The organism is Saccharothrix sp. DSM 118769 (assembly GCF_052936295.1).
Map to the genome: position 1 here is coordinate 7,412,366 of NZ_CP193627.1, position 23,661 is coordinate 7,436,026.

A 23,661-nucleotide genomic window follows, 5' to 3' on the forward strand; every position below is an offset into this window, starting at 1 on the left:
TGACGCTCAGCCGGAGCGGCGGGCGACCAGCTCCGTGGGCAGCACCACGGGTTCGGCGGCCGGCGCGGCGCCCTCCAGGCGGGACAGCAGGAGGCGCGCCGCGGCCTCGCCCATCTCCCTCATCGGCTGGCGGACGGTCGTCAGCTCGGCGTGGCCCGCGATGGGTATGTCGTCGAAGCCCACCACCGCCACGTCGCCGGGCACGGTGCGGCCGGCCGCGTTCAGGGCGCGGATCACGCCGAGGGCCGACAGGTCGTTGTGCGCGAACACGGCGTCGAACGGCAGGCCCGTCGCCATCAGCTTCTCCGCCGCCACCGCGCCGCGGTCGGTGGAGAAGTCGCCCTCCACCACCAGCCTCGGGTCCACGTGGTGGCCCGCGTCGCCCAGCGCGTCGAGGAAGCCGTCGAGCCGTTCCCGCACGCAGCCGAAGTTCGAGGGACCCGTCACGACCGCGCAGTGCCGCCGCCCGGCCGCCACGAGGTGCAGCGCCGCCGCACGCGCCCCCTCGCGGTTGGTGGTGGTCACCGACGGGAACCCGGGCCGGCTGCCCCGGTCGTCGATCATCACCACCGGCAGGCCCTGGTCGTGCAGGGTCTCGATGTAGCTCAACGTGTCCGGCGGCTCGATCACCAGCAGCCCGTCGAACGCCTTGGCCGACACGTGGCTCGCGAACTGCGCCAGCGACTCCGCGCCCCGGTTGACGGTGTAGAGCAGCAGGCCGTAGCCCTCGGCCTCCAGCTCGTCCACCGCGCCCTGCACGACCTCGCCGGTCCACGGCCAGGTCAGCGACGGCACGAGCATCCCGACGGTGCGGGCCCGGCCGCGCGCCAGCCCGACGGCCCGCGCGCTGGGCACGTACCCGACGTCCGCGATCACCTGCCGCACGCGCGCCGCGGTGGCCGCGTCCACGTCCGGTTTGCCGTTGAGGACCCGGGACACCGTCGCCTTGCTGACCTGTGCGCGCTGCGCGACTTCGGCGATCGTGACCCGCACGGTGCCCCTCCTCGTCGAGGTGATCGGAACCGGTACCGAAACCGGTTACGGGGACGAAGTCAACCGCTGTCCGCACGCAGCGTCAAGGGTTCGTCACCGGCCCCGCCGTCGGTGGTGTCGCGGGCGTGGGGACTGTCACGGCCGTCAGCCGCAGCGGGGGGTACACGTTCACGAAGCCCAACCGGCGGTCCGTCACCCTGGTCGCCGGCCTCGGGGTCGAGGGCGACGTGCACAGCGGCACCACGGTCAAGCACCGCTCCCGCGTGCGGCGCGACCCGACGCGGCCGAACCTGCGCCAGGTGCACCTGATGCACGCCGAGCTGCACGACGAGCTGACCGGGCTGGGCTTCGACGTGGCCGCCGGGCAGCTCGGCGAGAACGTGACCACCCGGGGCGTCGACCTGCTCGGCCTGCCGACGGGCACGCGCCTGCGCCTGGGCCCGGACGCGGTGGTCGAGGTGACCGGGCTGCGCAACCCGTGCCCGCAGATCGAGGCGTTCCGCGAGGGCCTGCTCAAGCAGGTCGTGTTCCGCGACGGGAACGGCGGCGCGGTGCGCCGGGCGGGCGTCATGTCGGTCGTCCTGGTCGGCGGCGAGGTCCGCCCCGGTGACGCGGTCGAGGTCGAGCTGCCCGCCGGGCCGCGCACCCCGCTCCGGGTCGTCTGACGCGGTCCGGCGCCCGCGCCGGGCCGGCCCCGGCGCTACCGTCCGCCCCCATGGGACTGCTGGACGGGATGGTCGCCCTGGTCACGGGCGGCAGCGGGCACGTGGGGCGCGGGGTGGTGCGGCGGTTCGCGGCGGCCGGCGCGTCGGTGGTGGTGCACGGGCTCGGCGGGGACGTGGGCGGCGGGGTGCTCGGCGTCCGGGGCGACCTGCGCGACGAGGGTGAGTGCCGGGCGGTGGTGCGCGCGGCGTTCGGGTGGGGCGGGCGGTTGGACGCCCTGGTCAACTGCGCCGGCGTGCAGCCGGTGCGGGAGCTGGCCGGGATGTCCGCCGACGAGTGGCGCTCGGTCGTGGACGCGAACCTGACCAGCGCGTTCTCCTGCACCCAGGCGGCGGTGGAGGTGATGGGCGCGGGCGGGTCGGTCACGCACGTCGCCTCCGTCGAGGGCTCGCACCCGGCGCGCGGGCACGCGCACTACAGCGCGTCGAAAGCCGGGTTGATCATGCATGCCCGGTCGGCCGCGCTGGAGTACGGGGAGCGCGGGATCAGGGTCAACACCGTCTCCCCGGGACTGGTCGGGCGGCCCGGGATCGAGGACGCGTGGCCCGACGGGGTCCGGCGGTGGACGGCGGCGGCCCCGCTGACGCGCCTGGGCACGCCCGAGGACGTCGGTGACGCGTGCGTGTTCCTCGCCTCGCCGATGGCGTCGTGGATCACCGGGCACGACCTCGTGGTGGACGGCGGGGTGGGCGCTCGTCCCACCTGGTGACCACAAAACGTGACGAAGGTTCATTCCAAGCCAAGTTTCACGGTCGGGCGACCCCCGAATGGCGGTGTCTGTCACGAAGAAGGTGATTGGGCCGCGCTCAGGGGGGTAGCTCCCATGGCGAGAAGCACGCCGACCGTGAGGAGTCAGTCGTGGCCGAGAACCAGGCGGGTGCGGTCCGCGAGACCGCCCGCGAGGAAGGCACCGCCGTGGCGCAGCACGCCGGGCAGGCCGCCGGGGAGGTGGCGTCCACCGCGCGCGAGCAGGCGGGCCACGTCGCCCAGGAGGCGAAGACCCAGGCCAAGAACGTCGCGCACGACGTGCGGCAGCGCATCGCCGGCGAGGCCGACAACCAGGCGCAGCGGGTGTCGCAGCAGATCAACCGCATCGCCGACGAGCTGACCTCGATGGCGGACGGCTCGGGCCCGGACTCGATGTCGGCGGGCGCGCTGCGCCAGGTCGCCGACACCGGCCGGCAGGCGGCCCGGTTCCTCGACGAGCGGGGCGCGCGCGGCCTGCTGGACGGCGCGCAGGACTTCGCCCGCCGCAAGCCGGGCACGTTCCTGATCGGCGCCGCCGTGGCCGGGTTCCTGGTCGCGCGGGTCGCCAAGAGCGCGAGCGCCGCCTCGAACGAGCCCCAGCGGGGCGTCCAGGCCGGTGGTGAGCACGTGAGCGGGCAGCTCCCGCAGCACGCCGCCCCGGAGCCCCGGTACCCGCAGCAGCGGCAGGAGTCCCCCCAGTGGGCCACCCAGCAGCCGCCCGTCGCGCCCGGGATGCCCGCGACGCCCACCACCCCCGTGACGCCCGCGACGCCGCAGTTCGGCGCGCCCGAGCCGGAGCACGGCTCGCTGGCGCCGCAGGTCCCGGGCACGGTGCGACCCGGGGGGACGCCGTATGTCCAGCGCTGAGACAGGGGTGCCCTACCCCCGCACCGACGTCGGACCGGAACCGCAGGACACCGCGTCGCTCGGGCAGCTGGTGGGTGAGCTGACCGAGGACCTGTCGCGCCTGATGCGGCAGGAGCTGGAGCTGGCCAAGGCCGAGATCCGGCAGGAGGCGTCCAAGGCGGGCAAGGCCGCCGGGATGCTGGGCGCGGCCGGGTTCGCGGGCTACATGACCGTGATCCTGCTGAGCTTCGCCCTCGTCTTCGCCCTGGGCGCGGTCATGCCGCTGGGCTGGGCCGCCCTGATCGTGGGCGCCCTGTGGGGCATCGGGGCGTTCGCCCTCTACTCCACGGGCCGCAAGCAGCTCAAGACCGTGTCGCCCAAGCCGGAGCGCACCATCGAAACCCTCAAGGAGGACGCGGAATGGGCCCGTCACCCGACCAAATAAGGCAGGACATCGACCGGACGCGCGCCGAGCTGGTCGCGGACGCCAACCGGATCGTCGACCACACGAGGCCGCGCAACATCGCGCAGCGCCGGGTCAACCGGGTCCGCGACGGCCTCACCACCCTGAGGGAGCGGGTCATGGGCACCATGCCGGACACCACGACGGTGCAGCACCACGCGTCGGCGGCGACCGACCGCGTGTCGGGCACCGCCTCGACCGTCGCCTCGACCGTGGGCGACAAGGCGCAGCAGGCCGCGCACGGCGTGGCCGACGTGGCGCAGCAGGCGTCGCAGGCCGTGCAGAACGCGCCGCAGCAGGCCCGTGCCCAGGCGCGCGGCAACCCGCTGGCGGCCGGCCTGATCGCGTTCGGCGCGGGCGCCCTGGTGGCCGCGATGATCCCGGCGACCCGGGCCGAGCAGGACGCCGTGCGGCAGCTCGGTGAGCGCGCCGGCGACGTGGTGGAGCCGGTGAAGGAAGCCCTCACCGAGTCCGCGCAGACCCTCAAGGAGCACGCGAGCAGCGCCGTCGGCGACGCCGCGGCCGAGGTGAAGCAGACCGCCCAGAACGCGGCGCAGACCACCGCGGAGCACGCCAAGGGCTCGGCCCAGGAGGTCGGCCAGCACGCCCGTGAGTCCGGTCAGCAGGTCAAGCAGGAAGCCCGCGGCTGACCGCGGGAACGGTGCTGGGGGCGGCGCACGCGGTGCGCCGCCCCCACCTGTCACCCCACTTCGCGCTGGTCCTCCCCGCGCCCGTCCTCCCCGCGCTGGTCTTCCCCGCGCTGGTCTTCCCCGCGCTGGTCTTCCCCGCGCCCGGTCCGGACCTCGGCGATGATCGGCTGGGCGACCGCGAACGCCCGGTTGGCCGCGGGCACGCCCGCGTACACGCCGACCTGGAGCAGCACCTCGCCGATCTCGTCCGGCGAGAGGCCGTTGCGCAGCGCCGCCCGCACGTGCATCGCCAGCTCGTGCTCGTGCCCGAGCGCGGCCAGCACCGCGAGCGTGACGCACGACCTGGCCCGCCGCTCCAGGCCCGGCCTGGTCCACACCCCGCCCCACGCGTAGCGCGTGATGAAGTCCTGGAAGTCGGCGGTGAACGCGTCGGTGCGCGCCTCCGCCCGGTCCACGTGCTCGTCGCCGAGCACCTCCCGCCGCACCCGCGCACCTTCCTCCCGGCTCACAGGTGCGCCTCCAGGACCCGCACGACCTCGTCCGCCGCCTCCACGTTCGCCAGGTGCGCCCCGTCCACGACGTGGAAGGAGGCGCCCGGCACCGCGTCGGCGATCGCCCGCCCGCACGACGGCGGCGTGGCCTCGTCGTGCGCGCCCGCGACGACCGCGGTGGGCGCCTCGATCGCGGGCAGCACGGACCTCAGGTCCAGCGCCGCCAGCGCCTCGCAGCAGGCCGCGTAGCCCTCGTCGTCCACGGCGGCCAGCCCCGCCTCGAACGCGGGCGCCACGTCCGGGCGCGCCGCGCGGAACGCCGGGGTGAACCAGCGGCGCACGACGGCGGGCGCGAGGGACGCGGTGCCGGACGCCCGCACGACCGCCGCCCGGTCCAGCCACGGCCGCGAGGAGGTGAACGCGGCCGCGGTGCAGCACAGCACCAGCCGCTCGACCCGTTCCGGCGCGTGCCCGGCGAGCCACATGCCGACCATGCCGCCCAGCGACACCCCGCAGTACGACACGCGGGGCAGGTCGAGCGCGTCGAGCAGCTCCAGGACGTCCTCGGCGAGGTCGTCGACGCGGCAGGGCCCCGGGCGCGACGGGCTGCCGCCGTGGCCCCGGTGGTCGTAGCGCAGCACCCGGAACCGGGCCTCCAGCGCGGGCAGCTGCGGTTCCCACAGGGCGGTGGTGGTGCCCAGGGCGGGGCCGAGCACGACGACCGGCCCGTCCGGTCGCCCGCTCAGCACGTGGTGGAGCGTCACGGTCGTCCCCTCTCCCGGTGCGCCGCGAGGGCGCGGTCGACGAACTCACCCGCGCTGCCGACGTAGCCGGCGGGGTCGAGCGCGTCGTCGACCTCCTTCTCCGACAGGCCGATCCGCAGGTCGGCGAGCAGCGCGTCGCGCAGCGGCAGGCCGGCCGCGGCGGCGGTGCGGCACACCTCGGCCACCAGGTCCTGCGCCTCGGACCGGCCGATGCGGGCGGCCAGCCGCACGGCCACGTTCTCGGCCATCAGCAGGCCGCCGGTCAGCTCCAGGTTGCGGCGCATCCGCTCCGGGTCGACGCGCAGCCCGGACAGCAGCTCGCGGGTGCCGCGCACCGCGCCGCCGACGAGCCTCAGCAGCTCCGACACGGTGTGCCACTCGCTGTGCCAGGCGCCCGCGGCCCGCTCGTGCTCCTGCGCCATCGCGGACAGCACGGTGGCGACGAGGCCGGGCACGCGCCGCGTGCAGGCGGTGACCAGCACGGCGCGCACCGGGTTGTGCTTGTGCGGCATGGCCGACGACGTGCCGCCGTCGCCCTCGGCCACCTCGGCGACCTCGGTCTGCGCGAGCAGCACGACGTCCAGCGCGATCTTGGCCAGCACGCCGGACACCTCGCCCAGCGCGCACGCCAGCTCGGCCACCCGCGTCCGGTTGGTGTGCCACGGCACGACCGGCGCGACCAGGCCCAGCTCGGCGGCCAGCTGGTCGGTGAGGTCGCCGCGCGGGTCCTGCACGGCGGCCAGCGTGCCCGCCGCGCCGCCGAACTGCACGGCCAGGCGGGTGGCGCGCACCCGTTCCAGCGCGGCCTCGGCCTCGTCGACCGCGACGAGCCACCCGGCGCACTTGAGCCCGAACGTGGTGGGCAGGGCGTGCTGGGTGAGGGTGCGGCCGGCGATGAGGGTGCCCCGGTGCCGCGACGCGAGCCGCGCGCACTCGTCGGCGACGCCCCGCAGCCCGGACAGCAGCGGCCCCAGGGCGCGGTGCGCCACCAGCGACATCGCGGTGTCCATCACGTCCTGGCTGGTCGCGCCGTTGTGCACGGCGGCGCGTCCCTCGGTGGTGACGTGCGCGCCGATCGCGCGGACGAGCGGCACCACGGGCGTGCCGGAGGTCAGGGCGCCCTCGCCGAGGGCGACCGGGTCGTAGTGCCCGACGTCGATGGCGGTGACCACCATCCGGGCCGCCTCCTCGGACACCAGGCCGGCCCTGGCCTGCACGATGGCGAGGGCGCGCTCGAAGTCCAGCATGGCCCTGAGCCACGCCCGGTCGCAGACCTGCGCCTCCACGTCCGGGTCGGTGAACAGCGGGCCCCACAGGGAGCGGACGCCGTGGTCAGAGGTCGAAGAAAACGGTTTCATGCTCCCCTTGCAGGTGGATGTCGAAGCGGTAGCCACCGGGGACGCTTGCGGCGATGAGCGTGTCCCGCGCGGCGGGGTCGTCGATCGAGGTGAGCACCGGGTCGGCGGCGTTGGCCTCCTCGTCGGGGAAGTAGGTGCGGGTGACCAGCCGCACCAGCATGCCCCGGCAGAACACCGACACGTCGAGGTGGGGTGCCTCCGGCGGGCCGTCCCCGGCCGGGAGCGGTCCCGGCTTCACGGTGAACACGCCGAAGCGGCCGTCGGGGTCGGTGGCGCTGCGGGCGAACCCCCGGAAGTCCGCGCGGGCCACGGCCCCGCGCGGGTCGTCCGGGTGGTCGAACCGGCCGTCCGGGTCCGCCTGCCACGTCTCCACGACCGCGTCCGGCACCGGCGCGCCCGCGCCGTCGAACACCGTGCCGGTCACCCAGAACGCGCCCGGCGTGCCCTCCGGCACGACGTGCGGGCCGTCCTCCCACACCAGGCCGTGCCGGAAGAACGGCCCGACGGTCTGCGACGGCGTCGTCCACAGCTCACTCATCGTCGTCCTCCTCCTCCAGCGGGGTGGGGTTCTTGCCGCGCAGCACGATGTCCCACCGGTAGCCCAGCGCCCACTCGGGCACGGTCGTGCCGAGGTCGAAGCGGGCCACCATCGCCTCGCGGGCCCTCGGGTCGCGCACCGAGTTGAAGATCGGGTCCTGCTCGAACAGCGGGTCGCCCGGGAAGTACATCTGGGTGATCAGCCGCTGGGTGAACGCGGTGCCGAACAGCGAGAAGTGGATGTGCGCGGGCCGCCAGGCGTTGTCGTGGTTGCGCCACGGGTAGGCGCCGGGCTGGATCGTGGTGAACGAGTAGCGGCCCTCCCCGTCGGTGACCGTGCGGCCGACGCCGGTGAAGTTCGGGTCCAGCGGCGCGGGGTGGCGGTCGCCGTCGTGCCGGTACCGGCCGGCGGCGTTGGCCTGCCACACCTCCAGCAGGGTGCCCGCGACCGGCCGGCCGTCGCCGTCGAGGACGCGGCCGGACACGATGATCCGCCGGCCCTGCGGCTCGTCGCCGTGCCCGGCGGTGAGGTCGTTGTCGTGCGCGCCGACGCGGCCCTCGCCGAGCAGCGGGCCGGTGACCTCGGTCAGGCGCTGCGGCAGCAGCACGAGCGGGCGGTGCGGCGTGCGCAGGACGTTCGACCGGTACCCGGGGAAGTCCAGCGGCGGCTGGGACCGCGCGTCCCGCCGGTAGGTGTGGTGCGGAGTCGGCACCGCGCTCTCCTTCGTCGTCGTGCCGGGCGCCGGGCGCCGGTCCACCGGCGGCGACGTGCGCGGAACGCTATTGAGCGGGTCCACCGGGGGTCAACGGGTCCTTCCGCTCACCGGAAGACCTGCTCCGGGACCCGCGCGACCGCCGCCAACGGGGGTCCCGGGAGCACGCGTCCGGAGTGGACGGTGGCACGGGGGTGCGGCGGGTGGCGCTCAGTCCTCGGCCTGGAGCACCAGCAGCGTCAGGTCGTCGTGCTCCGCCGCGCCGAGCCAGCCGAACACCACGTGCCGCAGGTGCTCGGCCACGGCCGCGGCGGGGCGGCCCGCGCAGTCGGCCAGCGCCCGCCTGAGCCGGGCGTCGCCGAACAGCTCCTGCCGGTCGTCGCCCTTGCGCGCCTCGGTCACGCCGTCGCTGAACAGCAGCAGCGTCTCCCCCGGCGCGAGCAGCACGGTCGTCTGCTGGAACCGCACCTCGGGCAGCACGCCGACGATCCCGCCGTGCACGGCGATCTCCTCGACCCGCCCGTCCCGGCGCAGCACGAGGGGCGCGGGGTGCCCGCCCGCGGCGAGGCTCAGCCGCAGGCCGCCCGCCTGCACGGGGACGACCGTGCCGACCACGACGGTGGTGAACAGCCGGCTGCCCGCCGCCCGCAGGGCCGCGTTGAGCAGGTGCAGCAGCTGCGCGGGCCGCTGCTCGACGAGCAGCAGCGTGTGCAGGCTCTGCCGCACCCGGCCGCTGTGCACGGCGGCCTCCAGGCCGTTGCCCGCCACGTCGCCGAGCGCGAACGCCGCGCTGCCGTCCTCGCGCGGGTGCACGTCGTAGAAGTCGCCGCCGATCATCGCGGTCCGGTGCGCGGGCTCGAACACCCCGGCCAGCCGGACGCCCGGCACGTCCGGCAGCGGCGCGGGCAGCAGGTTCGCCCGCAGCACCTCGACGGTCCGCTCCCGGTCGGCGAACCGCGTGCTCACGTCCACCGCCGCCGACGCGCGTTCGGCGAACCGCCTGAGCAGCTCCAGGTCCCGCCGGCCGAAGCACAGGAGGGCGCCGCCGCCGGTCATCCGCACGGCCACGCCGTCGCCCGACCCGCCCCACGGGCCGTCATCCGAACAGGTGATGTCGGCGTGCTCGACGAGACCGTCCAGGACGGCCTCCAGGCCCGGCGCGCCCGCCACGGCCTGCCGTGCCGTGCGGGCCACCGCCACGTCGCCGGCGGGGGTGCGCCGCCACCACTCCAGCCGGCCGCGGCGGCCCGGCAGCACCACGACGGTGCGCTCGGCGGGCGCCGTCTCGACGACGGCGCGCAGCACGTCGGCCCGGTCGGTGAGCACGGCCAGCCGCCGCACGGCCCGCTCCACGTGGTCCTCGGACCTCTCGTACCAGGCCGTCCAGCCGTCGCCGAGGTCCTGGCGGCGGCCGTGGGGGGCGGACAGCACGGAGCCCGGCCGCGCCTCCGGGAAGAGGACGGCCGCGAGGGGGTTGACCAGCCGGACGACGCCGTCGCGGTCGAGCACGACCACGGCTTCGCGGAAGCCGTCGACGAGACGGCGCCACGCGTCGAGGTCGAGGCCCGTGTCGGCGCCTTGCCGGTAGCCCTGGGCCATCACGGCTCCTGTGTGTCGGGTCGACCCAACCTATCGGACAAGCCGACCCCAACAGTGGCAGGCTTGGCGCAGTTCCGCTGACATCGGAGGCTCGAGTGACGACCGCCCAGGACGACACGGACGTGACCCTGGCCCGCCTGCTCACCGCGATGCGGGAGATGAGGGACGGCAACTTCCGCCGTCGCCTCGTCGTGCCCAAGGCGGACGGCGTGGGCGCAGAGCTGGCCGAGGTCTTCAACGAGATCGCGGAGCGCAACCAGTGGCTGGTCGGCGAGCTGGTGCGGGTGCGCCAGTCGGTCGGCCAGGAGGGCAGGCTGGGCGAGCGGCTCGCGCCGAGCACCGGCACGGTGGGCTGGGAGATGGCCGCCGACGCGGTGAACGGCCTGATCGACGACCTGACCCGGCCGACCGCCGAGCTGAGCCGCGTGCTCGCCGCGGTCGCCGAGGGCGACCTGTCGCAGGACATCGAGGTCGACGCGCGCGGCGACGTGGCCACGCTGGTGCAGAGCTTCAACTCCATGACGGACACGCTGCGCACGTTCGCGGGCGAGGTGACCCGCGTGGCGCGCGAGGTCGGCACCGAGGGGCGGCTCGGCGGCCAGGCCCAGGTGCCCGGCGTCGGCGGCACCTGGCGCGACCTCACCGACTCGGTGAACTTCATGGCGGACAACCTGACCAAGCAGGTGCGGTCGATCGCCCAGGTCACCACGGCCGTGGCGCAGGGCGACCTGACGCAGAAGATCACCGTGACGGCGGCGGGCGAGATGCTGGAGCTGAAGGAGACCGTCAACACGATGGTCGACCAGCTCTCGTCGTTCGCCGACGAGGTCACCCGCGTGGCCCGCGAGGTCGGCACGGACGGGCGCCTGGGCGGCCAGGCCCAGGTCACCGGGGTCGCCGGCACCTGGCGCGACCTCACCGACAACGTGAACTCGATGGCGAACAACCTGACCAGCCAGGTGCGCAACATCGCCCAGGTGGCGACGGCGGTGGCCCAGGGCGACCTGACCCAGAAGATCACCGTGGACGCGCGCGGCGAGATCCTCCAGCTCAAGTCGACCATCAACACGATGGTCGACCAGCTCTCCTCGTTCGCCGACGAGGTCACCCGCGTGGCCCGCGAGGTCGGCACGGACGGACGCCTCGGCGGCCAGGCCCAGGTGCCCGGCGTCGGCGGCACCTGGCGCGACCTCACCGACTCGGTGAACTTCATGGCGGGCAACCTCACCGACCAGGTCCGCAACATCGCCCAGGTCACCACCGCCGTGGCGCAGGGCGACCTGTCGCAGAAGATCGACGTGGACGCGCGCGGCGAGATCCTCCAGCTCAAGACGACGATCAACACGATGGTGGACCAGCTCTCCTCGTTCGCGGCCGAGGTGACGCGCGTGGCGCGCGAGGTCGGCAGCGACGGGCGGCTCGGTGGCCAGGCCCAGGTGCCCGGCGTCGCCGGGACCTGGCGCGACCTCACCGACTCGGTGAACTTCATGGCGGGCAACCTCACCGACCAGGTCCGCAACATCGCCCAGGTGGCGACCGCGGTGGCGCGCGGCGACCTGACCCAGAAGATCACCGTCAACGCCCGGGGCGAGATCCTGGAGCTGAAGGACACCATCAACACGATGGTCGACCAGCTCTCCTCGTTCGCCGACGAGGTCACCCGCGTGGCCCGCGAGGTCGGCACCGACGGGCGCCTCGGCGGCCAGGCCCAGGTGCCCGGCGTCGCCGGGACCTGGCGCGACCTCACCGACTCGGTGAACTTCATGGCGAACAACCTGACCGCGCAGGTCCGGTCGATCGCCCAGGTGACCACCGCCGTCGCGCGCGGCGACCTGTCGCAGAAGATCACCGTGGACGCGCGCGGCGAGATCCTCGAACTCAAGTCGACCATCAACACGATGGTCGACCAGCTCTCCTCGTTCGCCGACGAGGTCACCCGCGTGGCCCGCGAGGTCGGCACCGACGGGCGCCTCGGCGGCCAGGCGCGCGTGCCGGGCGTCGCGGGCACGTGGAAGGGCCTCACCGACAACGTCAACGTCATGGCCGACAACCTGTCCACGCAGGTGCGGTCGATCGCCGACGTGGCCACGGCGGTGGCGCGCGGCGACCTGTCGCAGAAGATCACCGTCGAGGCCAAGGGCGAGGTCGCCGCCCTCGCGGACACCCTCAACGGCATGGTGGACACGCTGCGCGCGTTCGCCGACGAGGTCACCCGGGTGGCCCGCGAGGTCGGCACGGAGGGCATCCTGGGCGGCCAGGCGCGCGTGCCGAACGTGGCGGGCACCTGGAAGGACCTCACCGACAACGTCAACTCGATGGCGAACAACCTGACCAACCAGGTGCGCAACATCGCCCAGGTCACCACCGCCGTCGCGCTCGGCGACCTGTCCAAGAAGATCGACGTCGACGCCCGCGGCGAGATCCTGGAGCTCAAGACCACCATCAACACCATGGTCAACCAGCTCTCGTCGTTCGCCGACGAGGTCACCCGCGTCGCCCGCGAGGTCGGCACGGAGGGCAAGCTCGGCGGGCAGGCCGAGGTCGAGGGCGTCTCCGGCACCTGGAAGCGGCTCACCGAGAACGTCAACGAGCTGGCCGGCAACCTCACCCGCCAGGTGCGCGCCATCGCCGTCGTCGCCACCGCCGTGACGGCGGGCGACCTGACCCGGCAGATCACCGTGGACGCGTCCGGCGAGGTCGCCGACCTCAAGGACAACATCAACCGGATGATCGGCAACCTGAAGGCGTCCACCCGCGCCAACCAGGAGCAGGACTGGCTGAAGACGAACCTGGCCCGGCTGTCCGGCCAGATGCAGGGCCACCGCGACCTCAAGGCGATGGCGTCGCTGGTGATGAGCGAGCTGACCCCGCTGGTGTCCGCGCAGCACGGCGCGTTCTTCCTGGTGAACGGCACGTCCGAGGTGCTGGAGCTGACCGCCGCCTACGGCTGGTCGCCGCAGGGCGGGCGGCCCACCCGGTTCGTGCGCGGCGAGTCGCTGGTCGGGCAGGTCGCCGTGGAGAAGAAGACGGTGCTGGTCACCGACGTGCCGCCGGGGTACCTGGAGGTCGGCTCGGGCCTGGGCTCCGCGCCGCCGTCGAACCTGGTGATCCTGCCGATCGTGTTCCAGGGCGAGACGCTGGGCGTGATCGAGCTGGGGTCGTTCGGCGAGTTCACCGAGGTCCACCTCGACCTGCTGGACCAGCTGAAGGAGAGCATCGGCGTCAACGTGAACACGATGCTCGCCAACGCCCGCACGGACAGCCTGCTGGCCGAGTCGCAGCGCCTGACCGAGGAGCTGCGGGCGGGCTCGGTGGAGCTGGAGGCGCGGGCGCGGCAGCTCTCGTCGGCGTCGAAGTACAAGTCGGAGTTCATGGCCAACATGAGCCACGAGCTGCGCACCCCGTTGAACAGCCTGCTGATCCTCGCCAAGCTGCTCGCCGACAACCTCGACGGCAACCTCAACCCCAAGCAGGTCGAGTTCGCGCGCACCATCCACTCCTCCGGCACCGACCTGCTCCAGCTGATCGACGACATCCTGGACCTGACCAAGGTCGAGGCCGGGCACATGCAGGTGCAGACCGACCCGATGCGGGTGTCCGACGTCGTGTCCTACGTGGAGGCGCTCACCTCGCCGCTGGCCGCGGAGAAGGGCCTGGACTTCGGGGTCGTCGTCGAGCCGGACGTGCCGAGCACGCTGCACACCGACGAGCACCGGGTGCAGCAGATCCTGCGCAACCTGCTGTCCAACGCGGTGAAGTTCACCCACGCGGGGGAGATCAAGCTGCGCATCCGGTTGTTCGAGGGCTCGGTGGCGTTCGACGTGCAGGACACCGGCATCGGCATCCCGGCGGAGAAGCTGTCGGTGATCTTCGAGGCGTTCCAGCAGGCCGACGGCACGACCTCGCGCAAGTACGGCGGCACGGGCCTGGGCCTGTCGATCAGCCGCGAGCTGGCGACCCTGCTGGAGGGCAGGCTCGACGTCCGCTCCGAACCGGGCGTGGGCTCGACGTTCACCCTGTACCTGCCGCTGGGCGAGCAGGGCCTCGTGGCGCCGGCGGAGGTCGAGCCGGTGGAGCTGCCCGAGCTGCTGACCCCGGTCGAACCGGCCCCCGAGTCGCTGGTCGCCCCGTCCGAGCTGCCCCCGCCGCCGATGCGCTTCCACGGCGAGAAGGTGCTGATCGTCGACGACGACCTGCGCAACGTGTTCGCCCTGACCAGCGTGCTGGAGCTGCACGGGCTCCAGGTCATCTACGCCGACAACGGCATCACCGGCGTCCGCGCGCTGGAGCAGTACGACGACGTCACGCTGGTGCTGATGGACATCATGATGCCGGAGCTGGACGGCAACGCGACCATGGCGGCGATCCGCGCCATGTCCCGCTACGCCGACCTGCCGGTCATCGCGGTGACCGCGAAGGCGATGAAGGGCGACCGGGAGAAGTCGCTGGCCTCGGGCGCCACGGACTACGTCACCAAGCCCGTGGACACCGAGCACCTGCTGCGGCTGATCGCGTTCTACCTGGGGGTGGAGCAGGACTGAGCGGGCGGGGCCCGGTGTCAGGCGGTGGCGGACTCCACGGTCTCGTGGATGTGCATGACCTCGGTCAGCTCGGTGAGGCGGAACAGCTTGTGCACGGCGGGCTGCAACGACGCCATCCGGAACTCCCCGCCCGTGCCGTCCAGGCGGCGGTGCCAGTCGAGCATCAGCGACAGACCCGTGGTGTCCATGAACGGCACGCCGCTCAGGTCGACCACCACCCGGGCGGCGGTGCTCTCCTCCAGCAGGTCGGACAGGACCGGGACGCTGTCCGCGTCGAGCTCACCCGACACCGCGACGACCGTCCAGCCGCCACGCACCTCACTGCGCACCTGCAACTCCATGGGGCCCGAGCCTAGCCACCCGACCGGGCCCTCGTCGCCACCGACCGCGCGGCACGCCGTCGCTCGACCCGACCAGTAGGTGATCGGGGAGGAGGATGTGCGACGATGCGGTGACGGCCGATCAACGGGAGCGGATGTGCGCAACGAGCCAACGGCGCCGGTGGCCGTGACGCTGCCCGCCTCCGCGGCGTCGTCGGCGCACGCGCGGCAGGTGGTCGCCGACGTCGCGACGGCCTGGGAGCTGCCGGTGGACGTGGCCGAGGACGCGGCGCTGGTGGTGACCGAACTGGTGTCCAACGCGGTCGACCACGCGGTCGGCCCGGTGGACCTGACCCTCTCCCGGACGGCGGACGGCCTCCGCGTCGAGGTGGGCGACCGCTCCCCCGACCAGCCGACCCCCCGGCCGGTGCGGGTCGACTCCTCCCGGGGGCGGGGCCTGATCATCGTGGCCGCGCTGAGCGTCGCGTGGGGCACCGAGCCGACCGCGACGGGCAAGGTCGTCTGGGCGGAGCTGTCGGCCTGACGGTCCCCGGTGGGGTTTCGCGGCCGGGCAGCGGGTTACCCGGTGTGGTGACACCGAGCACCGAGGAGGTCACGTGTCCACCAGTGAGGCCGGTCAAGTGACCGGCACCCAGGACAAGGACTACAACATCATCTGGTTCGTCGAGGCGTGCCTGAGCAACGCGCTGCGCCTGGAGGGCTACATCGCCGACGCCGAGCGGACGGGCGACAGCGAGTTGGCGGCCTTCTTCCGCCGCGCGCAGGCCGAGAGCCGCAAGGGCGCCGAGCAGGGCAAGCAGCTGCTGGCGTCCCGCCTGGCGTAGGTCCCAGGAGGTAGCGCGGGTCACCGACCCGCGCGGAAGGGCCGCCCCCGCACGGGGGCGGCCCTTCCGCGGTGCCACCGGCATGGTGCCGCCGGCGCGGTGTCACCGGGCCGCGCGTCAGCGACCCTCGGCGAAGCGGTCGAGGCCCTCCTTGGCCTTGTCCGCGCCCTGCTGGACGTGCTCCGAGTGCCGGCCACCGGTCTTCTCGTCGATGAGCTGACCGGCCTTGTCGACGCCCTGGTCCGCCTTGTCGCCGTGCTGGCCCAGCGCGTCCTTGGCCTTGTCCTTCAGCTCGTCGAACTTGTCACCGATACCCATGTCCGCTGGAACCTCCTCGCCGGCGCGTCCCCCGTGGACACCCCGTACCAGCGGTTACCCGGATCGCGCGCCGCAGACCTCCGACTCACCCGAACGAGTGAGGCCGGAGGTCGGACGTCCCCGGTCGGCGGCCCGTCGGCCGCACGCGCGGTTGTGGAAGGCTTGAGCGAGGCGACCCGCTCCCCCACGCTGACGGGTCGCCTCGACGTGAACTGTGCACGACTTGTCGTGCGAACTGCTTGTACCTTCCTGCAATGCGCAGGTGGGGGTGGGTACCGGTGGGCGCGGGCCCGGGGCGCATGGGGGTGGTATGGCGGTCGGGATCGGGCTGCTCGGCGAGGTCGCGGCGTGCGTGGACGACCAGGTGGTCGACCTCGGTCCGGCGCGGCAGCGGTGCGTGCTGGCCGCGCTCGCCGTCGACGTCAACCAGGTCGTGTCCGCGGACCGGCTGGTGGAGCGGGTCTGGGGGGACGAGCCGCCGCGGCGGGCGCAGGCCACGCTGTCGAGCTACGTGTCGCGGCTGCGGCAGGCGCTCGGCCCGGCCGCGAGCCTCGTGCGCCGGTCCGGCGGCTACGCGCTGCTCACCGAGCGGACCGCCGTCGACCTGCACCGGTTCCGCGACCTGAGGACCCGGGCGACGACCTCGGCCGGCGACGACGCGCGGGTGCACGAGCTGCTGGGCTCGGCGGTGGAGCTGTGGCGCGGCGAGGCGTTGACGGGGCTGGGCAGCGCGTGGGCCGCCGCCGAGCGCGACCGGCTGCACCAGGAGCGGTTCGTCGTCGAGTGCGACCTGACCGACGTGCGGCTGCGGCTGGGGCAGGGCGAGCAGCTGGTGGCGGAGCTGTCGCTGCGGGCCGCCGAGCACCCGCTGGACGAGCGGGTCGCCGGGCAGTACGTGCTGGCCCTGTACCGGGGGCGGCGCGCCGCCGACGCGCTGGAGCACTACCAGCGGTTCCGCGCGCGGCTGGTCGCCGAGCTGGGCGCGGACCCCGGCCCGGAGCTGCGGGAGCTGCACCGGCGCATCCTCACCGCCGACCCCTCGCTGCTGCCCTCGCCGCCCCGGCCCGCGGCCCCGCCCGCCCCGGCGCCCGCGCCCGTCGTGCCGGCGGTGACACCGCGCCAGCTGCCGGGCGCGCCGACGTCGTTCGTGGGCAGGCAGGACGAGCTGGCCGCGCTGGACGAGAACCTGGCCCGGTCGTCGCGGGCGGTGGTGATCTCGGCCATCGCCGGGTCGGGCGGCATCGGCAAGACGTGGCTCGCGCTGCACTGGGCGCACCGCTACGCCGACCGCTTCCCGGACGGCCAGCTGTTCGTGGACCTGCGCGGGTTCAGCCCGGACCGGCGGCCGATGGACCCCTCGGTCGCGATCCGGGGGTTCCTGGACGCGCTGGGCGTGGAGCCGGGCCGCGTCCCGGTCGCGCCGCACGCGCAGGGCGCGCTGTTCCGGTCGCTGGTGGCCGACCGGCGGCTGCTGGTCGTGCTGGACAACGCGGTGGACACCGCGCAGGTCGCGCCGCTGCTGCCGGGCACCGACTCGTGCCTGGTGCTGGTGACGAGCCGCAACCAGCTCAGCGGCCTGATCTCCGGGCACGGCGCGGAGCACGTGGCGCTCGACGTGCTGTCCGACGACGAGGCGCGGAACCTGCTGGCCACCCGGCTGGGCCGGGCGCGGGTGACCGCCGAACCGGGCGCGGTGGACGAGCTGGTCCGCCTGTGCGGCGGCCTGCCGCTGGCGCTGAGCGTGATCGCGGCCCGGGCGCGGATGAGGCCGGACGTCCGGCTGGGCGCGCTCGCGGCCGAGCTGCGCGACCTGGGCCCGGAGGCGCTGGACGACGACCCGTCGGTGGGCGTCTCCGCCGTGCTGTCCTGGTCGCACCGGGCGCTGACCGCCGAGCAGGCGACCGTGTTCGGGCTGCTGGGCGTGGCCCCCGGCCCGGACCTGGACCTGCACGCCGCGGCGAACCTGACCGGCCTGGAGCCGGCCCGCGCGCGGGCCGTGCTGCGCGACCTGGAGCAGGCGTCGCTGCTCTCCCGCGACCCGCGCGGCCGGTACCGGATGCACGACCTGGTGCGCCGCTACGCCGCCGGGACGGCGCGGCGCGACCTCGACGCGGCCGACGTGGACGCCGCGCTGCGCCGCGTCGTGGACTTCTACGTGCGGACCTCGCACACCGGCTACGGGGTGCTCGACCCCGCCGCGACGCCCGTGGAGCTCGCGCCGCCGGTGCCGGGCTGCCGGCCGCTGCCGCTGCCGGACGACCTGACCGCGGTGGCCTGGTTCGAGGCGGAGCAGGGCTGCCTGCTGGCCGTGCAGGCCGCCGCCGCCGAGCGGGGCTGGTGGGCGCCGGTGTGGCAGCTCGCGATGCTCACGATGCCGTTCCACGTGCGCCGCGGCCACCTGCACGACAACCTGCGGCTGTGGCAGGGCGCCCTGGTGGCGGTCGACCACGTCACCGACCCGTCGACCCGCGTGCTGGTGCTCCGCAACGTCGGCTTCTCCTGCGCCAAGGTGCAGCGGCACGAGGAGGCGATGCGCCACCTGGACCGGGCCGTCGCGCTGGCCTCGGCGACCGGCGACGGGTACCTGCTGGCGCACACGCACGTCGCGCTGGCGTGGGCGTGGGAGCTGCACGACGACGTGCCGCGCGCCCTGGAGCACAGCCTCCGGGCGCTCGACGTGCTGCGGGCGGGCGACAACCGGGCGCGCGAGGCGGTCGCGCTGAACATGGTCGGCTGGTACTACGCGCTGCTCGACGTGCCGGACCGGGCCACCGAGCACTGCGAGGCGGCGCTGGCCCTGCACCGGCAGCACGGCGACCGCAACGGCATCGCCGCCTCCCTGGACAGCCTCGCCTACATCGCGCAGAGCGCCGGTCGGCACGAGCAGGCCCTGGAGCGCTACCTGGAGGCCCTCGGCCTGTTCCGCGAGCTCGACCACGTCTACGGCGCGGCGGAGGCCCTGGAGGGCATCGGCCACCCGCTGGTCTCCCTGGGCAGGCTCGACGACGCCCGGGCCGCCTGGGAGGAGGCCGTCGAGCTGTTCCGCGCCCAGGGGCGGGTCGTCCCGGCGGCGCGCGTGGAGCGCGAACTGGCCCGCCTCGACCAGCTGCCGCAGCAAGCCTGACGCCCGGTGCCCGGTGTCAGGCACCGGGCACCGGGCGCGAACGCTTGCGCGCCGGTCAGCCGCCCGCGGCCCCGGCGGTGTTCCCGAAGGTGATCGACCAGCCCTCGACGGTGCCGGTGTCGTAGGTGTGGACGTCCTTCACCCGCAGCTTCCAGGTGCCGTCGCGGTTCTCCGCCGAGGTGTCCACGGTGAACTCCTGGTGGATGCCGTCGGACGAGTTGGGGCCGCCCGCCTCCCGCAGGGGGATCACCGCGCCGCTCGGCGCGACCAGGTCGACGGCCAGGTCCGCCGTGTACGGGTGCGCGATGTCGACCTCGACCGACGTGGACGCCGTGCCGCGACCGTCGCAGCCGGACACGGTGATCGAGGACGTCACGGCCTCGCCCGCGTCCGGGATCGCCACGTCCTCGGTGTTCGAACCGCCCTCGCAGGCGGGCGGCTCCGGGTCGTCGCCGCCGATGAAACCCGTGTGCAGCAACCTGTTCGGCGAACCGGAGCCCGGCGCCTCGACCACGTCGGCGGTGGCGTTGTCGAGCAGGGCCTTGGCCACGGCGTCCGGGGTCGCCGCGGCGCCGGTGGCGTTGGCCGACAGGTACAGGGCCGCCGCGCCCGCCACGTGCGGCGCCGCCATCGACGTGCCGCTGATGGAGTTGGTGCCGCCGTTGTTCCACGTCGACGTGACGCTCGTGCCGGGCGCGAAGACGTCCGTGCAGGAACCGTAGTTGGAGAACGCCGAGCGGTTGTCCGAGCTGTCGGTGGCGTTGACCGTGATCGCCTCGGCCGTGCGCGCCGGGGACGTGGAGCAGGCGTCGCGGTTGTCGTTGCCCGACGCCACGGCGGTGGTCACGCCCGAGGCGACGAGCCGCTTGACGGCGCTGTCCACGGTGGAGTTGGCGGCGCCGCCCAGGCTCAGGTTGGCCACCGCGGGCTTGGCGGCGTTGCGCGCCACCCAGTCGACGCCGCCGATGATCTGCGACCACTGGCCGGAACCCTGGCAGTCGAGGACCCGCACGCCGACCAGCTTCACGCCCTTGGCGACGCCGTACGTGGCCGACCCGATGGTGCCGGACACGTGCGTGCCGTGGCCGTTGCAGTCCTGGGCGACCTCGTCGTCGTCGATGAAGTCGTGGCCGTCGGACGCCCGGCCGCCGAAGTCCGAGTGCGCCTTGTGGATGCCGGTGTCGATGACGTACGCCGTCACGGTGGACGCGGTGTCGGGGTAGGTGTACTTCGAGTCCAGCGGCAGCTTCTCCTGGTCGACCCGGTCGAGGCCCCACGTCGGGTTGTCCTGCGTGCCGGTGGCCCGGGCGACGGCGTCCTGCTCGACGTAGGCCACCGCCGGGTCGGCGGCGAGCCTGCGTGCCTGCGCCTCCTCCATGGTGACCGAGAACCCGCGGACGGTCGCGCTGTAGGTCAGCTCGACCCGGCCGCCGTACCGGGCGGCGAGCTGCCCGGACTGGAGCTGGACCTGCTGGCCCACGGCGGCGTCGTCGCGCAGCACGACGATGTAGCTGCCCTCCACGGCGCCGGGCCCGCCGACGCCGAGGACGGTGCCCTCCGGGGGCGCGGCGCCGTGGCCGGAGCCCGCCCAGGCGAGGAGCAGGGCCCCGGTCGCCAGGCAGGCGGTGACGACCCGTCGCCGGGTCGGGCGGTCGCGTCGCATGGTGGTTCTCCGTTCCACTCGGCCGCCCAGCGGGGGAAGGGTGAAGACCGGCGGCCACGTGGCACCACCTGCGGGTGACCGGTGACCCCGAACGATCCGGGAGCCGTGCGCGGGGCTGCGCAAGTCAGCCCCGCGTCCCCGTCGCCGGCGGGGTCGGCCGGGGGCGGGGGCGCGGGTCGCGACGGGTCCTCGTCATGCTCGGTTGTCTACCCGCGCGGAGGCCGGCCATTCGCGCGGGCATGTCACCTGATCAGGGAAAACCTGTCACCTGGTCGGGGAACTCCGGCCACTCCGGCTGCCCCGGTAGGCCCGGTCGCGCAGGCGCGCGAGGACGGCGGGCGCGAGGGTGACGCCGGCGGGCAGGGCGCGCAGCGGGTCGAACGGCTCCGGGTCGTCCACGTCCGACGGCCGCACGACGAGCGTGCCGACGGGCCGCCACGGGCCGCTCACCTCCAGCGTGAACCGCAGCTCGTCGGGCAGCTCGTCCAGGTCGGCCGACCCGGCCTGCCCCGGCTCGGGCACCGCGGCCAGCCACACCGCGCGGCCGTGCCGGCGGAACGGCGTGATGCTGCCGTAGCGGGCGCTCGACCAGGTGCGGGTGGGTCGGGGCAGGACGCGGGCGAACGACGTGGACAGCAGCACGTCCCACGGTCCGGGCAGCCGGAACGCCACCCCCAGCACGTCGGGCAGCCCGCCGGGGGTGCCGGCGCCCTTGGACAGCCGCGCGACCACCTCGGTGACGCCCTCGGGCAGCGGCAGGGCCGGGTCGAACGTGGTGGTCACGGTGGCCGTGCACCAGCGCCCGCGCGGGTGGAACGCCCGCGCGCCCCGCCCGCGCGCCAGGGCGCGGAAGGCGGACGCGACCACGCCCCACCGCCCGCCCGTCACCGGTTCCCCGGCCGCCGCGGCTTCCCCGGCCCTCGTGCGTTCCCCGGTCGTCATCCGTAGTTCCCCGGTCCTCGTCCGTTCCCGCTCGTCGGTTCCCGCTCGTCGGTTCCCGCTCGTCGGTTCCCGCTCGTCGGTTCCCGCTCGTCGGTTCCCGCTCGTCCGTTCCCGCTCGTCGGTTCCCGCTCAGGCGCTCCCGCTCAGGCGCTGCGCGCGACCGGGCTGCCCTTGAGCGCGAGGCCGAGCGCGACCATGCCCGCACCCAGCCCGAGGTGCAGCCAGTCGTCGGCGTCGTTGAGCGGGACGAAGTTCGCCGCGCTGCCCTTGTCCACGACCAGGCCGTAGAACCACAGCACCAGGTACACCGAGCCGCCGCCGATCAGGTAGCCCCGCGCGCCGAGCACGGTCCGCGCCAGCAGCAGGCCGACCGCGCCGAACAGCAGGTGCACCAGGTTGTGCAGCACGGACACGTGGAAGACGCCGAGCAGGTGCGCGCCCGAACCCGGTCCGGCGAACGCGATCCGGTCCAGGTGGGCGGTGATGCCCGGGACGAACCCGAGCAGCCCCACCAGCAGGAACACGGCCGACACCGCGATCGCCGCACCGCGCACCGGGTGCGGAACGTGCGTGGTGGTGCTCATGCGCTCGTCCTCATGCGCTCGTCCTCCCGGGGTCACCTCGCCTGGGACGGTGGTCCCGGCTCGGCTACCCGACGGGGCGGCGGTGAAACGGCGCGGCCGGTCGCCGCCGATCCCACGTCCGGGTAACGCGGGAACAACCGGTCCAGGTCGGTGCGCTCGAACACCCGCCGGACGTGCGGCGGCACGGCGGCCAACCGCAGCCAGCCACCCGCGCGCTGCGCCCTGGCCCGCGTGCGCACCAAAGCGCTCATCGCCTGCGCGCCGCAGAACGCGACACCGGACATGTCGAGCACGATCCGGTCCCGCCCCTCCGTCACCAGGCGGTCGAGCTTGTCGAGGACCCGGCGCGCGCCGGGCAGGTCCAACTCCCCGGTCGCCACGACCACCGCGCACCCCGTCCGGTGAGTCTCGACCGACAGCGCCAGCATCGCCGTTCCCTTCACGCCACCCGGCAGTACTCGTCATCGGCCTGCGCGCCCAGTTCGAGCAGCAGCCCCTCCCTGGTGGACCAGGGGCAGATCTCCACCACGTCGTGGCCGGTGGCCACCATCAGCGCCTCGGCCACCAGCGCCCCGGCCGCCGACTGCTCGGCGCGGTGCCGTGAGATGCCGGGCAGGCGGGCGCGCTTCGGCGCGGGCATCCGGGCCAGTCGCGGCACCCAGTGGCGCAGGTCGTCCAGGCGCAGCGAGCGCGGCACGAACGGCCCCTCGTGCTGGGGGCGCGCGCCGGTGAGGCGGGCCAGCTGCTGGAACACCTTCGAGCAGCCCACCGCCCGGTGCTCCGCGGAGGACACGTCGCGCGCCACGTCGTCCAGGGCGGCGCGCACCTTGTTCAGGACCTGCCGGCGGTCCACGACGAGGCTGCGGGTCAGCGTGCGGGCGCCCAGCGGGAGCGAGCGGGTCAGCGTCGGCGAGATGCCGTCGCCCGCGGCGACCTCGACCGTGCCGCCGCCGACGTCCAGCACGAGCAGCGGGCCGGCGCCCCACCCGAACCAGTGGCGCGCGGCCACGTACGCCAGGCGCGCCTCCTCGTGGCCGGGCAGCACCCGCAGCACCGTGCCGGTGCGGCGGGCGACCTCGGCGATCACCTCGGCGGAGTTGCCGGCGTCGCGGATGACGGAGGTCGCGAACGGCACCACGTCGACCACCCCCGCCCGCTCGGCGGTGCGGCGGGCCGCGCGCACGGCGGCCACCACCCGTTCGACGCCTTCGGGGATCAGTCGGTTGTGCCGGTCGAGGAGCCGGTCGAGCCGCAGGCGGGTCTTGTGCGAGAGGACCGGGTTCGACGGCGAACCGTCGACCACCACGAGGTGGGCGCTGAAGCACCCGACGTCCAACACCCCGACCTGGGTCCGTCTTCCGGACATCCGTCACCGCCGTTCGCATGAGAGGGGCAGTGGGGGTTGCCCACTGGTGGGTCGGGTGAAACCTGATTGGGTGA

Annotated in this window: 23 protein-coding genes; 9 read left to right on the forward strand and 14 right to left on the reverse strand. The window is 74.4% G+C overall.

Translation table 11 applies throughout. The features are described from left to right. Positions 1-6: 6 nt before the first annotated feature. On the reverse strand, positions 7-993 hold the full coding sequence (locus tag ACRAKJ_RS30905) for a substrate-binding domain-containing protein (protein ID WP_438921593.1): 987 nt from the start codon (positions 991-993) through the stop codon (positions 7-9). Positions 994-1,118: 125 nt separating this feature from the next. Here ACRAKJ_RS30905 and ACRAKJ_RS30910 point away from each other — a divergent pair, with 125 nt between their 5' ends. From ACRAKJ_RS30910 to ACRAKJ_RS30930, 5 genes are all read left to right on the forward strand, one after another. After that, positions 1,119-1,658, forward strand: a complete 540-nt coding sequence (locus ACRAKJ_RS30910; protein ID WP_438921594.1) for an MOSC domain-containing protein — start codon at positions 1,119-1,121, stop codon at positions 1,656-1,658. 50 nt (positions 1,659-1,708) lie between these two features. Next, a complete protein-coding gene (locus ACRAKJ_RS30915) occupies positions 1,709-2,425 on the forward strand; it encodes an SDR family oxidoreductase (RefSeq protein WP_438921595.1) in 717 nt (238 codons plus the stop codon). Positions 2,426-2,574: 149 nt separating this feature from the next. Continuing rightward, positions 2,575-3,330: a hypothetical protein gene (locus ACRAKJ_RS30920; RefSeq protein ID WP_438921596.1), complete on the forward strand. Its 756-nt coding sequence runs from the start codon at positions 2,575-2,577 to the stop codon at positions 3,328-3,330. Then, a complete protein-coding gene (locus ACRAKJ_RS30925) occupies positions 3,317-3,754 on the forward strand; it encodes a phage holin family protein (RefSeq protein WP_438921597.1) in 438 nt (145 codons plus the stop codon). The genes ACRAKJ_RS30920 and ACRAKJ_RS30925 overlap by 14 nt, the downstream gene beginning before the upstream one ends. After that, entirely contained in the window at positions 3,730-4,422 is a 693-nt protein-coding gene (locus ACRAKJ_RS30930; protein ID WP_438921598.1) for a DUF3618 domain-containing protein, read from the forward strand. The genes ACRAKJ_RS30925 and ACRAKJ_RS30930 overlap by 25 nt, the downstream gene beginning before the upstream one ends. A 50-nt stretch (positions 4,423-4,472) precedes the next feature. Here the strand turns inward: ACRAKJ_RS30930 and pcaC are convergent, their stop codons facing one another. The 6 genes from pcaC to ACRAKJ_RS30960 form a co-directional block, all read right to left on the reverse strand. Next, positions 4,473-4,931 (reverse strand): 4-carboxymuconolactone decarboxylase, encoded by a 459-nt coding sequence (gene pcaC, locus ACRAKJ_RS30935; protein ID WP_447008761.1) that lies wholly within the window; start codon positions 4,929-4,931, stop codon positions 4,473-4,475. Next, the gene (pcaD, locus tag ACRAKJ_RS30940; protein ID WP_438926515.1) at positions 4,928-5,677 is read right to left on the reverse strand and encodes a 3-oxoadipate enol-lactonase; all 750 of its coding nucleotides are present in this window, start codon (positions 5,675-5,677) and stop codon (positions 4,928-4,930) included. The genes pcaC and pcaD overlap by 4 nt, the downstream gene beginning before the upstream one ends. After that, positions 5,674-7,035, reverse strand: coding sequence for a 3-carboxy-cis,cis-muconate cycloisomerase (pcaB, locus tag ACRAKJ_RS30945; RefSeq protein WP_438926514.1), 1,362 nt, complete (start codon positions 7,033-7,035; stop codon positions 5,674-5,676). Before pcaB ends, pcaD begins: the two co-directional genes overlap by 4 nt. After that, positions 7,010-7,573 (reverse strand): protocatechuate 3,4-dioxygenase subunit alpha, encoded by a 564-nt coding sequence (gene pcaG / locus ACRAKJ_RS30950; RefSeq protein ID WP_438926513.1) that lies wholly within the window; start codon positions 7,571-7,573, stop codon positions 7,010-7,012. Before pcaG ends, pcaB begins: the two co-directional genes overlap by 26 nt. After that, positions 7,566-8,285 (reverse strand): protocatechuate 3,4-dioxygenase subunit beta, encoded by a 720-nt coding sequence (gene pcaH / locus ACRAKJ_RS30955; RefSeq protein WP_438926512.1) that lies wholly within the window; start codon positions 8,283-8,285, stop codon positions 7,566-7,568. Before pcaH ends, pcaG begins: the two co-directional genes overlap by 8 nt. 210 nt (positions 8,286-8,495) lie before the next feature. Beyond that, the gene (locus ACRAKJ_RS30960; protein ID WP_438926511.1) at positions 8,496-9,884 is read right to left on the reverse strand and encodes a SpoIIE family protein phosphatase; all 1,389 of its coding nucleotides are present in this window, start codon (positions 9,882-9,884) and stop codon (positions 8,496-8,498) included. A gap of 95 nt (positions 9,885-9,979) precedes the next feature. On the opposite strand from ACRAKJ_RS30960, the gene ACRAKJ_RS30965 reads away from it, so the two are divergent. Next, entirely contained in the window at positions 9,980-14,425 is a 4,446-nt protein-coding gene (locus tag ACRAKJ_RS30965) for a HAMP domain-containing protein (RefSeq protein ID WP_438926510.1), read from the forward strand. A 17-nt stretch (positions 14,426-14,442) separates the two neighbouring features. On the opposite strand, the gene ACRAKJ_RS30970 is transcribed toward ACRAKJ_RS30965, so the two are convergent. Beyond that, a complete protein-coding gene (locus tag ACRAKJ_RS30970) occupies positions 14,443-14,766 on the reverse strand; it encodes an anti-sigma factor antagonist (protein WP_438926509.1) in 324 nt (107 codons plus the stop codon). A 136-nt stretch (positions 14,767-14,902) separates the two neighbouring features. On the opposite strand from ACRAKJ_RS30970, the gene ACRAKJ_RS30975 reads away from it, so the two are divergent. Then, entirely contained in the window at positions 14,903-15,289 is a 387-nt protein-coding gene (locus ACRAKJ_RS30975; RefSeq protein WP_438926508.1) for an ATP-binding protein, read from the forward strand. A 73-nt stretch (positions 15,290-15,362) separates the two neighbouring features. Next, positions 15,363-15,590 (forward strand): hypothetical protein, encoded by a 228-nt coding sequence (locus ACRAKJ_RS30980; protein ID WP_438926507.1) that lies wholly within the window; start codon positions 15,363-15,365, stop codon positions 15,588-15,590. Positions 15,591-15,707: 117 nt separating this feature from the next. Here ACRAKJ_RS30980 and ACRAKJ_RS30985 read toward each other — a convergent pair whose 3' ends face one another. Further along, on the reverse strand, positions 15,708-15,908 hold the full coding sequence (locus ACRAKJ_RS30985) for an Rv0909 family putative TA system antitoxin (RefSeq protein WP_438923183.1): 201 nt from the start codon (positions 15,906-15,908) through the stop codon (positions 15,708-15,710). Between the two features lie 310 nt (positions 15,909-16,218). Here ACRAKJ_RS30985 and ACRAKJ_RS30990 point away from each other — a divergent pair, with 310 nt between their 5' ends. Beyond that, on the forward strand, positions 16,219-19,032 hold the full coding sequence (locus ACRAKJ_RS30990; RefSeq protein WP_438923182.1) for a BTAD domain-containing putative transcriptional regulator: 2,814 nt from the start codon (positions 16,219-16,221) through the stop codon (positions 19,030-19,032). Positions 19,033-19,087: 55 nt separating this feature from the next. Here ACRAKJ_RS30990 and ACRAKJ_RS30995 read toward each other — a convergent pair whose 3' ends face one another. From ACRAKJ_RS30995 to ACRAKJ_RS31015, 5 genes are all read right to left on the reverse strand, one after another. Beyond that, positions 19,088-20,695 carry a S8 family serine peptidase gene (locus ACRAKJ_RS30995; RefSeq protein ID WP_438923181.1) on the reverse strand — a complete coding sequence of 536 codons (1,608 nt, stop codon included), beginning with the start codon at positions 20,693-20,695 and terminating at the stop codon, positions 19,088-19,090. A 264-nt stretch (positions 20,696-20,959) separates the two neighbouring features. Beyond that, on the reverse strand, positions 20,960-21,637 hold the full coding sequence (locus ACRAKJ_RS31000; protein WP_438923180.1) for a hypothetical protein: 678 nt from the start codon (positions 21,635-21,637) through the stop codon (positions 20,960-20,962). Between the two features lie 143 nt (positions 21,638-21,780). Then, on the reverse strand, positions 21,781-22,221 hold the full coding sequence (locus tag ACRAKJ_RS31005) for a DUF4383 domain-containing protein (protein WP_438923179.1): 441 nt from the start codon (positions 22,219-22,221) through the stop codon (positions 21,781-21,783). A 32-nt stretch (positions 22,222-22,253) separates the two neighbouring features. Continuing rightward, positions 22,254-22,649 (reverse strand): anti-sigma factor antagonist, encoded by a 396-nt coding sequence (locus ACRAKJ_RS31010; RefSeq protein ID WP_438923178.1) that lies wholly within the window; start codon positions 22,647-22,649, stop codon positions 22,254-22,256. Between the two features lie 11 nt (positions 22,650-22,660). Further along, a complete protein-coding gene (locus ACRAKJ_RS31015) occupies positions 22,661-23,587 on the reverse strand; it encodes a Ppx/GppA phosphatase family protein (protein ID WP_438923177.1) in 927 nt (308 codons plus the stop codon). Positions 23,588-23,661 lie beyond the last annotated feature (74 nt).

Bases quoted from the DNA above. Each gene is read 5' to 3' on its own strand.
- ACRAKJ_RS30915 (WP_438921595.1), top strand. From the start codon at position 1,709: ATGGGACTGCTGGACGGGATGGTCGCCCTGGTCACGGGCGGCAGCGGG.
- ACRAKJ_RS30925 (WP_438921597.1), top strand. From the start codon at position 3,317: ATGTCCAGCGCTGAGACAGGGGTGCCCTACCCCCGCACCGACGTCGGA.
- ACRAKJ_RS30930 (WP_438921598.1), top strand. From the start codon at position 3,730: ATGGGCCCGTCACCCGACCAAATAAGGCAGGACATCGACCGGACGCGC.
- pcaB (WP_438926514.1), bottom strand. From the start codon at position 7,035: ATGAAACCGTTTTCTTCGACCTCTGACCACGGCGTCCGCTCCCTGTGG.
- pcaG (WP_438926513.1), bottom strand. From the start codon at position 7,573: ATGAGTGAGCTGTGGACGACGCCGTCGCAGACCGTCGGGCCGTTCTTC.
- ACRAKJ_RS30960 (WP_438926511.1), bottom strand. From the start codon at position 9,884: ATGGCCCAGGGCTACCGGCAAGGCGCCGACACGGGCCTCGACCTCGAC.
- ACRAKJ_RS30970 (WP_438926509.1), bottom strand. From the start codon at position 14,766: ATGGAGTTGCAGGTGCGCAGTGAGGTGCGTGGCGGCTGGACGGTCGTC.
- ACRAKJ_RS30985 (WP_438923183.1), bottom strand. From the start codon at position 15,908: ATGGGTATCGGTGACAAGTTCGACGAGCTGAAGGACAAGGCCAAGGAC.
- ACRAKJ_RS30990 (WP_438923182.1), top strand. From the start codon at position 16,219: ATGGCGGTCGGGATCGGGCTGCTCGGCGAGGTCGCGGCGTGCGTGGAC.
- ACRAKJ_RS30995 (WP_438923181.1), bottom strand. From the start codon at position 20,695: ATGCGACGCGACCGCCCGACCCGGCGACGGGTCGTCACCGCCTGCCTG.
- ACRAKJ_RS31000 (WP_438923180.1), bottom strand. From the start codon at position 21,637: ATGACGACCGGGGAACGCACGAGGGCCGGGGAAGCCGCGGCGGCCGGG.
- ACRAKJ_RS31005 (WP_438923179.1), bottom strand. From the start codon at position 22,221: ATGAGCACCACCACGCACGTTCCGCACCCGGTGCGCGGTGCGGCGATC.
- ACRAKJ_RS31010 (WP_438923178.1), bottom strand. From the start codon at position 22,649: ATGCTGGCGCTGTCGGTCGAGACTCACCGGACGGGGTGCGCGGTGGTC.
- ACRAKJ_RS31015 (WP_438923177.1), bottom strand. From the start codon at position 23,587: ATGTCCGGAAGACGGACCCAGGTCGGGGTGTTGGACGTCGGGTGCTTC.